The following is a 13,217-nucleotide window of genomic DNA, read 5'->3' as shown; positions in this document are numbered from 1 at the left end:
GAGCGCGCCGCCGCTCAGCCCGCACGCCCAGCCCGCGCCGGCGACGGCCGGCGCCAGCACGCACAGCGCGGCGTGAACCCGTGCGCGTACCGACATCGTCTGCGGCAGCGACACGATGCGCAGCAGCCCGGTGCGCACGATCAATCCCTTGTGGAAACGGCGGTTCCCGGCCTTGCCTTCGCGGAATGCGCGATACAGCGCCTCGGCGGCCGCGATCTCGTCGCGCGGCGCGCGCGTGCGCACCGACATGTAGCCGCGCGGCGCACCGTTGCGCATCACCGGCACCGCGTTCGCGCGGACCCAGTAATGGTCGCCGTCCTTGCGGCGGTTCTTCACGAGCGCCGTCCACGGCTCGCCGTTCTTCAGCGTCGCCCACATGTCGGCGAACGCCTCTTTCGGCATGTCCGGGTGCCGCACGACGTTGTGCGGCTGGCCGACGAGCTCGTCGGCCGGGAAGCCGCTCACGTGCGAGAACGTCGTGTTCGCGTACGTGATGATGCTGTCGGCATCGGTGGTCGACATCAGCGTGACGTCGTCGGGGAATTCGAATTCGAGTTGGGTGACTGGCTGGTTGTTGCGCATGCAAGGCTCCGAAGGGCGGATCCGGATGCGGGATCCGCGCGGCGCGAAAATCGCGCTCAGTAGCCGAAAAACGGTTTATCGCTTTACGACGGTGTCGTCCTTGCTGTCGGCACGTTCCCGAAAAACCTTAATCCGGACGCGCATAAAATCCCGAATTCGTTCATCGGAATGATTTCGATCAAATAATCCGGTGATAATCGCGGCCGATGTCTTCCGGACAGGCCCCTGATCCTTTACCGGACAACGTCGGCCGACGTACCAATCCATGCCGCCATTGCAGAGGATGAAACGCTTCGTCCGGATCGCCGCCATTCAATCGGCATGCGATCGCGAAAATGCGTCGATCCCGATGCTGGCTGACGAGAAACATCATCGATTTGCCGATTTCGGAGATCGCGACTCGGCGCATTTTGCGAAAATGCGCGCGCGATTCACGGCCCCCCGGCAAGCACATGACAACCCACCCCGCCCCCGGCAACCGCACGACGCGCCGCACCGCCGCCGAACGCGACGCATTGTCGTCGCGCGTGCTCTCACGCGACGAGATACCGCTCGTGTGGACCATCGACCGGCGCGAGATCATTCACCATCTGTACGTGCTGCGCGACGGTGAACTGCGGCGCGTCGCGGACTTCCACGACGTGCGCGGCTGGCCCGACGGCGAAGCCGAGCACTACACGCCGATCCTGCTCGACTGCCACGATCGCGGCGGCTGGTGTCTCGGGATGTTCGACGGCGCGCGCCTCGTCGCGGCAGTCATCGTCGACAACGATCGGCTCGGCCCGCGGTGCGACATGCTGCAACTGAAGTTCCTGCATGTGAGTCGCGACTGGCGCGGCTGCGGGCTCGGCGAGCAGCTCTATCGCGCGGCCCGCGCACAGGCTCGCGCGATGGGTGCGGCGCGGCTCTACGTATCGGCGACGCCGTCGCAGCGCACGATCGATTTCTACCTGCGGCTCGGCTTCGGCGTCAGCTCGTCGCCGGATCCGGCGCTGTATGCGCTCGAGCCGGACGACATCCACCTGGAAGCGCCGACCGCCTGACGCGCGCATGCAATCGCGCCCGTACAATGTTCGCCCGTCCAAGCCCGCCTTCACGGAGAACGACAGTGCAGAACGCGCCGCTGCCGCCGGCCACGCCGAAGATCCTCGTCAGCATGTGCGTGCTCGGCCATCCGGTCCGCTACAACGGCTCGGCGAAAACCGCTGCACATGAAGCGCTCGCGCGCTGGCAGCGCGAAGGGCGTCTGGTGCCCGTGTGTCCGGAACTCGCGGGAGGATTGAGCGTGCCGCGCCCGCCCGCCGAAATCGCGGACGGTGCATCGGGCCACCGCGTATTGACAGGCGCCGCGCGCATCGTCGACGTGCACGGCACCGACGTGACTGCGCAGTTCGTCGACGGCGCACAGGCCGCGCTCGAGCTGGCGCGCGTACACGATTGCCGCTTCGCGATCCTCGCGGACGGCAGTCCGTCGTGCGGAAGCAGTTTCATCTACGACGGAAGCTTTGCTGGCCGGCGCCATGCCGGCGCGGGCGTGACGGCGGCGTTGCTGCGCGAGCATGGTGTCGAGGTATTCGCGGACACCGAGATTGCCGCGCTCGCCGCGCGCGTCGCGCAATATTCGCAGGCTGAATGACGATGTGGCCGGCACGAAGATCGTCTCGCGCCGGCCACATCGTTTGGAAGGAACACCCGGCGACGCGGCGCGCATCGCGCGCACGCGTCGCCGCATCACGCGATCACACGCGTTCGATCGCGATCGCGATGCCCTGGCCGACGCCGATGCACATCGTGCACAGCGCGAAACGGCCGTTCGTGCGATGCAGCTGGTACATCGCGGTCGTCACGAGACGCGCACCCGATGCGCCGAGCGGATGGCCAAGCGCGATCGCGCCGCCGTTCGGGTTCACGCGGGGATCGTCGTCGGCGACGCCGAGCATGCGCAGCACCGCGAGCCCCTGCGACGCGAACGCTTCGTTCAGCTCGATCACGTCGAACTGGTCGATCGTCATCCCGAGCCGTGCGAGCAGCTTCTGCGTGGCCGGCGCCGGGCCGATGCCCATTACGCGCGGCGCGACGCCGGCCGTCGCGATGCCGAGCACGCGCGCGCGAGGCGTCAGGCCGAAGCGCTTCGCGGCGGCTTCGTTCGCGAGCAGCAGCGCGGCCGCGCCGTCGTTGACGCCCGACGCGTTGCCGGCCGTCACCGAGCCGTCCGGGCGCACGACGCCCTTCAGCTTCGCGAGCGCTTCGAGCGACGTCTCGCGCGGATGCTCGTCACGCGAAAAGACGACCGGATCGCCCTTCTTCTGCGGAATCGTGACCGGCACGATTTCCTCGGCGAGCGTGCCGTCCTGCTGCGCACGTGCGGCCTTCTGCTGGCTGCGCAGCGCGAACAGGTCCTGGTCCGCACGGCTGACGTCGTAGTCGACCGCGACGTTCTCGGCCGTCTCCGGCATCGAGTCGACGCCATGCAGCTGTTTCATCAGCGGATTGATGAAGCGCCAGCCGATCGTCGTGTCGTAGATGTCGGCCTGGCGCGCGAACGCGCTGGCGGCCTTGCCCATCACGAACGGTGCGCGCGTCATGCTCTCGACGCCGCCGGCCACCATCAGCGCGGCCTCGCCCGACTTGATCGCGCGCGCGGCCACGCCGACCGCGTCCATCCCGGAACCGCACAGGCGGTTGATCGTCGAACCCGGCACGCCTTCCGGCAGGCCCGCGAGCAGCGCGGACATCCGCGCGACGTTGCGGTTGTCCTCGCCGGCCTGGTTCGCGCAGCCGTAGATCACGTCGTCGATCGCGGTCCAGTCGACGTCACGGTTGCGTTCGATCAGCGCCTTGAGCGGCACCGCGCCGAGGTCGTCGGCGCGCACGCCGGACAGCGCGCCGCCGTAACGGCCGATCGGGGTACGAATCGCATCACACAGAAAAGCTTCGGTCATCAGTGTCTCCGGTCTCATGCAAGGCTGGGAAGTGAATGAAACGCGCCCCTTGCATTGCCCGCCGGGATGCGCTTAAATGTTCGATATGTGAACATAAGATCGTGTATCGAACGTTCAACGCATCATAGGGAGTGCGGGGACGACCTGTCAAGCGGCCCGGCTCGCGGTGCGGTTGGCGTGTCGGGCCCCATGCGCTATCTTCTCGGCTGCACGACAATCCGACCGTTCATGACCACCGAAGACATCCAGACAAAACCCGGCGACTCCTATGTGCAGTCGTTCGCGCGCGGCCTCGCGGTCATCCGCGCATTCGACGCGCAACGCCCGGAGCAGACGCTCACCGAGGTCGCGTCGGCCACCGGGCTCACGCGCGCGGGCGCGCGCCGGATTCTGCTGACGCTGCAGACGCTCGGCTACGTCGAAGCCGACGGCCGGCTGTTCCGGCTCACGCCGAAGATCCTCGAGCTCGGCTTCGCGTATCTGACGTCGATGCCGTTCTGGAATCTCGCCGATCCGGTGATGGAGCAGCTGTCCGCGCAGATCCACGAAAGCTGCTCGGCCGCGGTGCTCGACCGCACCGAGATCGTCTACGTGTTGCGCGTGCCGACCCACAAGATCATGACGATCAATCTGTCGATCGGCAGCCGGCTGCCCGCGTACTGCACGTCGATGGGGCGCGTGCTGCTGTCGGCACTCGACGATGCGGCGCTCGACGAAACGCTCGCACAGAGCAGCATCCGCGCGCACACGCCGCGCACGATCACCGACATCGGCGAACTGAAGGCGACGATCGCGCAAGTGCGCCAGCAAGGCTGGGCCGTGGTCGATCAGGAACTGGAAGTGGGCTTGATGTCGATCTCCGCGCCGATCCGCAACCGGCGCGGGCAGGTGATCGCCGCGATGAACATCAGCGGCAACGCGCAGCGGCATACCGCGAAGCAGATGGTGAAGGAGTTTCTCGGGCCGCTGCAGCAGGCCGCGCAGACGGTGTCGGAACTCGTCGCGCGGCGCGGGTGAGCGGTGACTCACTTCGCTCGCCGGATCGGCCACACGATCATTCGCGAATAGCGCGAAACAGGCAGATCACGCAGATAGCGCGGATAAAAAGACGGGCGGCATGGGCCGCCCGCTCAACTCTCTGACTCTGCTTACAACGTCCTTCTCACGGAACACGGAGCGCGCTCCGCATCGCCCAATTTAGGGATGTGGCAAAGCCCCGTCAATTTGACGAGAACGAAATTGCGTGGCCGCACTCGGACACGCACCCATCCCGCCGCTCACGCGCCCAGCAGCATCCCTTTTCGCACCGGCACCGTGCCCGTCACGCGGCCGAGCGGCGCGCCGGCCGTCACGAAGCGGATTGCGCGGCGCATGTAGAACACGCCATCGGTCGCGCTCGAAATCGTCGTGACCGCATCCGTCAGCGGATCGACGATGTCGAACAGCGGATCGCCGGCACGGATCGCCGCGCCGATCGCCGCGCGGTGCACGAGGATCCCGCTCACCGGCGCATAAAACTGCTCGCTGCCGGCCAGCGGCGTGGCGCGCGCGGCCAGCGGCGGCAGCGGCGCGCGCTCGCCGCGCACCGCGCCGCACCAAACGAGATAGTCGACGAGCGCGTCGGCGTCGCGTTGCGCGTATTCGTACGTGACATCGCGCTGGCCGCGGCACTCGACCGTCACGGCCACGGTGCCGGCCGCCATCGGCGTGCCGTCCGGCAAATGCGCGCGCAACCGCGACCACAGCAGGTGATGCGCGTCGTCGAACGCATGTCCGCCGGAATCCTCGCCGAGCAGCGACACCTCCGCACCGAGATAGCGCGCGAGCGGCTCGACGTCCGGCCACGCGGTGTCGCTCGTATACACGTGCATCACCGCTTCGAGCGAGCAATGCAGGTCGATCACGACGTCCGCATCGTGCGACAGCTTCAGCAGCGCAAGCTGCAACGCATCGAATTCGGTGCGCGGCGCGATGTCGTCCAGCGCCGCGCCGACGCATTCGCGCACGATCGCGCGGTTGCGTGCGCCGTCGCCGCCAAGCCGGTCGCGCGCACGCGCGGCGATCTCCACGAGCGGCAGGAAGCCGCGATTGAAGTTGCGGCCGCTCGCGAGGTCGAAACGGCCGATGAACTGCCCGAGCAGATGATGATTGAGGCCGACCGGGTTCGCCACCGGCACGAGCACGATCTCGGCCGCGAGCCGGCCTTCGGCGTCGAGTTGCGCGAGACGCTGCTTCAGTGCGAACGCCGCGAGCATCGCGGGCGTCTCGTCCGCGTGCAGCGCGGCCTGCAGGTAGATCTTGCGGCCGCTGTCGGCCGGCCCGAAATGGAAGCTCGTCAGCGTGCGCTGCGTGCCGATCGACGGTGACAGGAGCGGCGTGGTGCGAATCTGCATCGATGGTCTCGAACGGATGAAAGCGGGAATCGGGAAGTCGGCCGGCACGACCGTCAGTCGCCGTACGGATTGAAATCGAAATACTGCTTCGCGATCCGGTCGTAAGTGCCGTCCTTCAGCATCGACGCGATCGCGCCGTCGATCGACGCCTTGAGCGCGGTATCCGACTGCCGCATGCCGATGCCGACGCCGCGATCGCCCATGTCGAGCGGTACGCCCACGAACGCGAAACCCTTGCCGCGCGGCTGGCGCAGGAACCCGTAGTCGGCTTCCACGGCGCCGAGCAGCGCCGCGTCGAGGCGGCCGTTGACGAGATCGGCGAACACGTCATCCTGGCTCTTGTACGGCACCACGCCGACACCGGCCGGCGCCCAGTGCGCGAGCGCCCACGATTCGAACTGCGTGCCCGACTGCACGCCGACGCGCTTTCCGGCCAGCGACGCCGCCGTGCCGTCGAGCCCGCTGCCGGCCCGGGCGACGAGCCGCGACTTGAAGCGGAACAGCTTCGACGAGAACAGGATCTGCTTCTCGCGCTTCGCGGTGATCGCCATCGACGACAGGATCGCGTCGATCTTGCGCGCCTGCAACGCGGGGATCATCCCGGAGAATTCGAGCTCGACCCACTGGCAGCGCAACTGCGCGCGGCGGCAGATTTCGTTGCCGAGATCGACGTCGAAGCCCTTCAGGCTGCCGTCGGGCGCTTTGGCGTCCATCGGCGGATAGGTCGGGTCGATGCCGAGCCGCACCACGTGCGCGTCGAGCGCGTACGCGGACGTGGCCGCCAGGCCAATGCACAGGAAAACGAGCGGAACGAGGAAACGTTTCATGGTCGACGGACGGGCAGGAACGGGAACAAACGGCATGAGCCGGACTGCCTGCGATCGTAGAAGCCCGGGGCCGGCGCCGGAACCATCGGCTGACTTATCATGATCGGTATTTCCGATCACCGGCCTCGCTGCTTCCCATGGCGTTCACGCTGTCCCAGCTCCGCATCTTCCAGGCCGTCGTCGAGCACGGCAGTCTGCGCGCGGCCGCACGCGCGCTCGATCTCGCGCAAAGCGGCGTCACGCAGCAACTGCAGAGCCTCGAGGCGACGCTCGGCGCGACGCTGTTCACGCGCACCAATCGCGGGATCGTGCCGACGGCGGTCGGCCAGCGGCTGCTCGCGCGTTCCGGTTCGATCCTCGGTGAATGCGAGCAGGTCGAGCGGGAAATCCGTCAGTTGAGCGGCGCCTACGAAGGCACCGTCACGCTCGGCCTCGTGACCGAGCCGCTGATCGACGCGTTCGCGCCGGTGCTGACCGCGTTCCGCGCACGCTTCGACAACGTGGACGTGCACCTGCGCACCGGCACGTCGCGGATGATGATCGGCTGGCTGCGCGAACGCGCGGTCGATTTCGCGATCGCGCTGGTCGCGAAGCAGACCGACACGACCGATCTCGCGGTCACACCGCTGCGCACGTCGGCGCCGGTGGTCGTCTGCCGCAACGGGCACCCGGCGATGCATGCGCAATCGCTCGCCGAGCTGGCCGATCATGGATGGGTGTCCACGCGCTCGCCGAACCTGAGCGCCGACCCGGTCGTGAACCGGCTGCTCGCGTACTTCGACGCGCACGGCCTGCCGCCGCCGAAGATTCTCGCAACCGTCGAGGGGATGTTCGAGACGCTGCAGATCGTCACGCAAACCGATTCCCTCGCGCTGGAAACCGAAGCGATCACGCGGCACGGGCCGTTCGCCGGCGCGCTCGTGAAGGTGCCCGTGCGCGAACGGGCCGAAGCGCAGGACGTCTGTCTGCTGCAGCGCGCGGCCGTGCCGCTGACGCCGGCCGCGCAGGAACTCGCGACGATGCTCGCGTCGTATCTGAGGGTGGTGCGCGGGCGGTAAGCGCACACGGCCGCGCGCCGCCCGCTCCCCGCTCCCCGCTCCCGGCTCCCCGCTTCGCGCGTCAGTCCAGCGACTCGCGCGCCGTTTCGCGCAGCATCGCGACCGCGACCAGCGACAGCACCACGCACGCGGCCACGTAGCCGGCCGGCGCGAGCTTGCTGCCCGTCGTCTGCACGAGCCACGTCGCGATCAGCTGCGCGGTGCCGCCGAAGATCGTCACCGCCAGCGCATACGCGATCGAGATACCGGTCGCGCGCACGTGGCGCGGCAGCGACTCGCACATCAGCGCCATTTCCGATGCCGACCCGAGCGAATAGAACAGCAGCATCAGCGCGGTGAGCGGCAGGATCACCGACAGCGTCGGATGATGGTTCATCAGCCAGAACGCGGGAAACAGCAGCAGCACGAGCACGCCGCGCCCGACGAAGATCGGCATGCGCCGGCTGCCGAGACGATCCGACAGCCAGCCGAACAGCGGACACGTGGCCAGCATCACGCAGCCCGACGCGACGCCGACGAACATCGACAGCTTCATCGGCAGCCCGAGTGTATGGATCGCATAGGTCGGCATGTAGAAGGTCAGGATGTAGGTCGACACCGTGCCGCCCATCACCGTCAGCATCAGCAGCAGCACCGTGCGCGTGTGCTTCGAGAACAGCTCGCGCAGCACGCCGCGTTCGATCCCGTGATGGGCGTCGCCGGGCGCATCGTCCGCGAGCCGGCGGCGCAAAACCATCCCGACCGGCGCGATCAGCACGCCGACGAGAAACGGCAGCCGCCAGCCCCAGCCTTCGAGCGCGTCCTTCGTCAGCGTGTTCGACAGCAGCGCCGCGAAGCCCGAACCCATCAGCGCCGCGCCGCCCTGCGTCGCGAGTTGCCAGCTCGCGCGGAACGCGCGGCGCGACGTGCCGCCCTGTTCGATCAGCGTGGACGTCGCCGCGCCGAATTCGCCGCCCTGCGAAAAGCCCTGCATCAGGCGCGCGCAGACCACCAACAGCGGCGCGGCCACGCCGACCTGCGCGTACGTCGGCGCGATCGCGATCAGGCCGGTGCCGAGCGCCATCAGCATGATCGTCAGGTTCAGCGCAGCCTTGCGGCCCTTGCGGTCCGCATAGACACCGAGCACGACGCTGCCGAGCGGCCGCGTGAAGAAGCCGGCGGCGAACGTCGCGACCGACAGCAGCAGCGACGTGGTCGGGTCGCTCGACGGGAAGAACAGCTTGCCGATCAGCACCGCGAAGAAGCCGTACACGGTGAAATCGAAGAACTCCAGCCAGTTGCCGATCACGGCCGCCGCGATCGCGCCGCGTTTGGTGACGGCCGGTGCGTCGCGCGTGCCGGTTTCGGCGGCGCCCGTCGACACGGGGTGCAGTGCGAGATGGTCTTTATGCATCGCTCGAATCTCCTGTCAATGCGGCCGGAAACGCCGGCCGGCCGTCGCGCGTCTCGGCGGGGCGTTACTGCCCCAGGTAACGCTCCACCAGGCGCGTCCAGAACGCCGCGCCGATCGGCAGGTTGCGATCGTTGAAGTCGTACTTCGGGTTGTGCACCATGCAGCCGTCCTCGCCTTCGCCGTTGCCGAGCCGCACGAACGAGCCGGGCCGCCGCTGCAGCATGAACGCGAAATCCTCGCTGCCCATCAGCAGGTCGGCCTGCTCGACCACGTGCGCGTCGCCGACGAGTTCGCGGGCGACCTGCGCGGCGAAATCCGTTTCGGCATCCGTATTGACGACGACCGGATAGCCTTCGATGTACTCGACGTTCGCGGTCGCGCCGTAGCTCGCGGCCTGCGATTCGGCCAGCTCGACGATGCGCCGCTTGAGCAGCGCACGCACGTCGGGGCTGAACGATCGCACGCTCAGTTCGAGGCGGGCGCCGTTGGGAATCACGTTGTTCGCGGTGCCCGCGTGCATCGAGCCGACCGTGACGACGGCCGGCTGCGACGGGTCGACGTTGCGCGCGACGATCGTCTGCAGCGCCATCACGATGCTCGCAGCCACCACCACCGGGTCGACCGTCAGGTGCGGGCGCGCCGCGTGGCCGCCGACGCCCTCGATCGAGATGATCGCCTTGTCGCCAGCCGACATGAACGGGCCGCGGCGCGTGAGAAACACGCCGGGCGCCGCGCCCGGATGGTTGTGCATTCCGAACACCGCATCGCACGGAAAGCGTTCGAACAGCCCGTCGTCGATCATCTTCTTCGCGCCGCTGTCGACGCCGTGCTCTTCCGCCGGCTGGAAATACAGGTGCACGGTGCCGGAGAAGTTGCGCGTCTTCGCGAGGTGCTGCGCGGCGCCGAGCAGCATCGTCGTGTGGCCGTCGTGGCCGCAAGCGTGCATCTTGCCGTGCGCGGCGCTCGCATACGACAGGCCGGTCGCTTCGACGATCGGCAGCGCGTCCATGTCCGCGCGGATGCCGATGCTGCGCGTGCCGTCGCCGACGCGCAGCGTGCCGACCACTCCGGTCTTGCCGACCCCGCGCGTCACCTGCCAGCCCCATTGCTCGAGCTTGTCCGCGACGAGCGCCGCGGTCTCGTGCTCTTCGTATGCGAGCTCGGGGTGATGGTGAATGTGGTGGCGGATCTCGCGCAGCGCGCGGGCGGCGGGCATCAGATCCTCGATTTCGGTGAATCGTGCGTCGGTGGTCATCAAGCGGCTCCTGCGGGTCAACTGGTCGGCGTGTCAGCCGCGCGCCGCGATGGCGTGCGGGAAAGCGAGCCACTATAGCGAGCCGATATCGGTTCAATAAGATGCGGAATTTTTCACCGCGATAAGGTTTTTTAATCAGGGTTTGTACTGAAGAATGCCGCGCGCGGCTATCGCTTTCGATCAGAGGCGGATGCAGCCATCCGATACAGGCCGCGTACGCCCGCGGCACATGGCGTATCCGCATCCGATCTAAAACGGCTTGTCGCGTGGCCCCTCACGAAATCGGCCGATATCCGCACTGCGCAGCGGCCAGCGCGCGCATGTGCGGACTGGTCACGGTTCGGCAACGGCCCGGCACGGCGAACGGCTCGCTGTTCACGACGCTCGAGGACGGGACGGGGCAGCTCGACGTCATCCTCTGGCCCGGTCTGTTGGAAAAGTATCGGGAGGAAGCGCTCGCCGCTGCGTTGCTCGCGGTCTACGGCGTGGGACAGGCTGAAGGGGAGGTGCGGCATCCGATCGCGAGCTCGTCGACAGGATCGAGTTACGCGTGGCGCTGCCGGCAACATCGACTGAGTTTTGCCAAGGCGTCAACAAACACGCCTGAGCCATTACATCCAAGACCTCGACCACTACGCCGACCTCCTAACGTCAGCCGTCGCGACGATGCCGTGCCGAATCCATTGATGCCAATGGCGATCAAAATCAAAACTGGCGTCGCGCGACACCGCAGAGCGGTGTGCGTCACCTATCGTCGCGCCATCGCGCAGTTCAGTGAGCATCGCAAACGCATTCTCGGATATCACCAGAACGTCGGGCGTCCACCCGACACGAGCAACGACCGACCATTGCGGATGATCTGCGTCGGAGAGAGCAGGCTTTTCGCCAGACGAACGAAACATGCGCCAGCGATCTGCGGCACGCGTCGACGTGTGAACCAACTCGACGGCTGGATGAAACAGGATGGAACAATTCTCGAGCGCTTCGACCGTGGCATAGGTCCATCGGCTTGACGGGCGCGTCACCGCATCCGCCGCATACCTGGCCCGATGGAGCACCCACTCGAGCCGCGCTACGTCAGCAAGGTAACGTAATGTCGCGGTAGGTGGCCATGCCTCCAGCAATTCCGCCATACGGCTTCCGAACCGATTGAGATCGCTGGACCGGGATGGATCTGCAGTGCCATATTCGCGGGAAAGCGCAACGAAGAACGCTTCGCCCATCAGACTGTGGAGGACCGGATAGGCGGACGCTAGCGCGCGGTGCCACGTGTGCCGGAGATGATCCCGGTAGTGAGCGACGCGATTTCTGTTCTTCGCCACATCGCCTGCAAGCCGGGCCAGCAAAGCGGTTTCCGCGTTGGTGTGCAACAGTGACGTTGCGAATTCCAATTGCACCTGCTTGAGCGATTCCCTCATTCAGCCCTCCTCACCCCGAACACTTCCGCAACGTGCCTGGCCGTCGATGCTTCGTTGAGAAGGCTCGAGAGCGAAGCAGCGTCACCTTCACACTCGATCAGTGTCGAAACGCCCCCGAACCGTTCGACCGCGGAGCCGTAAAGCCGCCAGACATCAGTGCAAACGCCGTCCGCGTAATGGTCGGCGACCGAGTGAGTGCGCCTTTGTCGCGCGCTCACATGAATCTCCATCACTGCATCCGCGGGAAGACGCGCCAGCGCTTCAAAAGCGTCGTCCCCGCGTTGGGTTTGGCTCTCGTAGAGGTTGCTGATATCCACGAGAATCGCGCATCCCGTACGCCCCACGAGTTCAGAAAGGAACTCCGATTCCGTCATTTCGTCCTGTCGAAAACAAACGCCACGAGTGATGTTCTCAACCAACAGGGTCCGCTTCAGCGCGCTTTGAATCTGATCGACGTGTCGTGCCACCACGTCCAACGACTCAGCCGTAAAAGGCAGCGGCAGCGCATCGTACAGGTGGCGTGTCAAGGAGACCGACCATGACAAATGCTCGGATACAAGTGCAGGCTGAAACCGCTCTACAAGCGACGCGATATGGCCGACGTGGTTCTTGTCCAACGGTCCGGTCGATCCGATGCTCAATCCCGCACCATGAAAGCTAAGCGGATAATCCCGTCGGACCTGCTCCAGAACGTGCAGATCGTAGCCGCCGTCCGCCAGGTAATCCTCCGTGTGAACCTCTACCCAGTCGACCGGCTGCCGCGATGCCAGAAAGTCAGGGTAGTGGAGCTGATGAATGCCGATACCCACACCAAGATCACGATTCGTCCATGCTGGACAGTCGGCGCGATGATGCGCTGACTCAGGCAGTGAATCTCGAATTTCCATATCGCCGTATCTCTCGTTGAACACCAGTAGCCTTCCGGCCCTGTCTGTGGTGCGGTTGAAACGCTTGGCGACGAGTGAGAAAGCAGGATCCCCCAAAACAAGGATCGGTTCCTGTCGCTCCGCACATGCCGGTTTGAGCACCCGCTAACGCCGTTTGGCGAGGAATTCATGTTTCTGTCATTTGCGACGTGTCGGAGTCACGGAGCGCCCCTGCAACCGCGGAAGCCAAAATCATACGGTTGTGGTTGATCGGCACGCGCGAGCGCTGTGTCCGAGGACGAAAGACCGTATCTCCGGGCAGTATCGACATGCCGGAAAGCATGCAAACCGATTCCGTGCGCGCAAGACCGACGCGCCAGACCTGGTCCGTATAGTGGCCCAAACACGGACTGCTCCAGCTGATGCTGATCATCGTCGGCGACAGTTTCTCCACCATGGAAACATGCAGGATCGACCGGTCAT

At 66.2% G+C, this 13,217-nt stretch carries 14 protein-coding genes; 4 read left to right on the top strand and 10 right to left on the bottom strand.

What is annotated here, in order from left to right:
• A partial coding sequence (locus tag BSE24067_RS25110; protein WP_174904893.1) for a PAS domain-containing protein occupies positions 1–582 on the bottom strand: 582 nt, incomplete at its 3' end.
• 178 nt (positions 583–760) lie between these two features.
• Positions 761–955 (bottom strand): hypothetical protein, encoded by a 195-nt coding sequence (locus BSE24067_RS25105; protein WP_151064607.1) that lies wholly within the window; start codon positions 953–955, stop codon positions 761–763.
• A 79-nt stretch (positions 956–1,034) separates the two neighbouring features.
• Between BSE24067_RS25105 and BSE24067_RS25100 the strand changes: the two genes are divergently transcribed.
• Together BSE24067_RS25100 and BSE24067_RS25095 are read left to right on the top strand one after the other, a co-directional pair.
• Positions 1,035–1,625, top strand: a complete 591-nt coding sequence (locus BSE24067_RS25100) for a GNAT family N-acetyltransferase (RefSeq protein WP_151064608.1) — start codon at positions 1,035–1,037, stop codon at positions 1,623–1,625.
• Between the two features lie 113 nt (positions 1,626–1,738).
• Complete coding sequence (locus BSE24067_RS25095) at positions 1,739–2,218, top strand: 2-thiouracil desulfurase family protein (RefSeq protein WP_425128543.1); 480 nt, start codon at positions 1,739–1,741, stop codon at positions 2,216–2,218.
• A 103-nt stretch (positions 2,219–2,321) separates the two neighbouring features.
• Here the strand turns inward: BSE24067_RS25095 and pcaF are convergent, their stop codons facing one another.
• Positions 2,322–3,524 carry a 3-oxoadipyl-CoA thiolase gene (gene pcaF / locus BSE24067_RS25090; RefSeq protein ID WP_151064610.1) on the bottom strand — a complete coding sequence of 401 codons (1,203 nt, stop codon included), beginning with the start codon at positions 3,522–3,524 and terminating at the stop codon, positions 2,322–2,324.
• A 228-nt stretch (positions 3,525–3,752) separates the two neighbouring features.
• Here pcaF and BSE24067_RS25085 point away from each other — a divergent pair, with 228 nt between their 5' ends.
• Positions 3,753–4,541 carry an IclR family transcriptional regulator gene (locus tag BSE24067_RS25085; RefSeq protein ID WP_170297464.1) on the top strand — a complete coding sequence of 263 codons (789 nt, stop codon included), beginning with the start codon at positions 3,753–3,755 and terminating at the stop codon, positions 4,539–4,541.
• A gap of 260 nt (positions 4,542–4,801) precedes the next feature.
• Here the strand turns inward: BSE24067_RS25085 and BSE24067_RS25080 are convergent, their stop codons facing one another.
• Positions 4,802–5,917, bottom strand: a complete 1,116-nt coding sequence (locus BSE24067_RS25080; RefSeq protein ID WP_151064612.1) for a succinylglutamate desuccinylase/aspartoacylase family protein — start codon at positions 5,915–5,917, stop codon at positions 4,802–4,804.
• A gap of 53 nt (positions 5,918–5,970) precedes the next feature.
• Positions 5,971–6,744, bottom strand: coding sequence for a transporter substrate-binding domain-containing protein (locus BSE24067_RS25075; RefSeq protein ID WP_151064613.1), 774 nt, complete (start codon positions 6,742–6,744; stop codon positions 5,971–5,973).
• A 137-nt stretch (positions 6,745–6,881) separates the two neighbouring features.
• On the opposite strand from BSE24067_RS25075, the gene BSE24067_RS25070 reads away from it, so the two are divergent.
• Entirely contained in the window at positions 6,882–7,802 is a 921-nt protein-coding gene (locus BSE24067_RS25070) for a LysR family transcriptional regulator (protein ID WP_151064614.1), read from the top strand.
• A gap of 61 nt (positions 7,803–7,863) precedes the next feature.
• Here the strand turns inward: BSE24067_RS25070 and BSE24067_RS25065 are convergent, their stop codons facing one another.
• The 5 genes from BSE24067_RS25065 to BSE24067_RS25045 form a co-directional block, all read right to left on the bottom strand.
• Positions 7,864–9,195: an MFS transporter gene (locus BSE24067_RS25065; protein WP_151064615.1), complete on the bottom strand. Its 1,332-nt coding sequence runs from the start codon at positions 9,193–9,195 to the stop codon at positions 7,864–7,866.
• Positions 9,196–9,259: 64 nt separating this feature from the next.
• Positions 9,260–10,450, bottom strand: coding sequence for a M20 aminoacylase family protein (locus tag BSE24067_RS25060; RefSeq protein ID WP_151064616.1), 1,191 nt, complete (start codon positions 10,448–10,450; stop codon positions 9,260–9,262).
• A 632-nt stretch (positions 10,451–11,082) separates the two neighbouring features.
• Positions 11,083–11,868: an HvfC/BufC N-terminal domain-containing protein gene (locus BSE24067_RS25055; RefSeq protein WP_151064617.1), complete on the bottom strand. Its 786-nt coding sequence runs from the start codon at positions 11,866–11,868 to the stop codon at positions 11,083–11,085.
• Complete coding sequence (locus BSE24067_RS25050) at positions 11,865–12,896, bottom strand: MbnB/TglH/ChrH family RiPP precursor modification enzyme (protein ID WP_244130495.1); 1,032 nt, start codon at positions 12,894–12,896, stop codon at positions 11,865–11,867. Before BSE24067_RS25050 ends, BSE24067_RS25055 begins: the two co-directional genes overlap by 4 nt.
• Before the next feature lie 25 nt (positions 12,897–12,921).
• Positions 12,922–13,191 carry a DUF3331 domain-containing protein gene (locus BSE24067_RS25045; protein ID WP_244130496.1) on the bottom strand — a complete coding sequence of 90 codons (270 nt, stop codon included), beginning with the start codon at positions 13,189–13,191 and terminating at the stop codon, positions 12,922–12,924.
• Between the last annotated feature and the right edge of the window lie 26 nt (positions 13,192–13,217).

Origin of the sequence: Burkholderia latens (assembly GCF_902499045.1) — a bacterium.
Classification (GTDB): domain Bacteria; phylum Pseudomonadota; class Gammaproteobacteria; order Burkholderiales; family Burkholderiaceae; genus Burkholderia; species Burkholderia latens.
The sequence above is the reverse complement of the archived record's forward strand: the minus strand, read 5'-3'. Positions and strand labels throughout refer to the sequence as shown.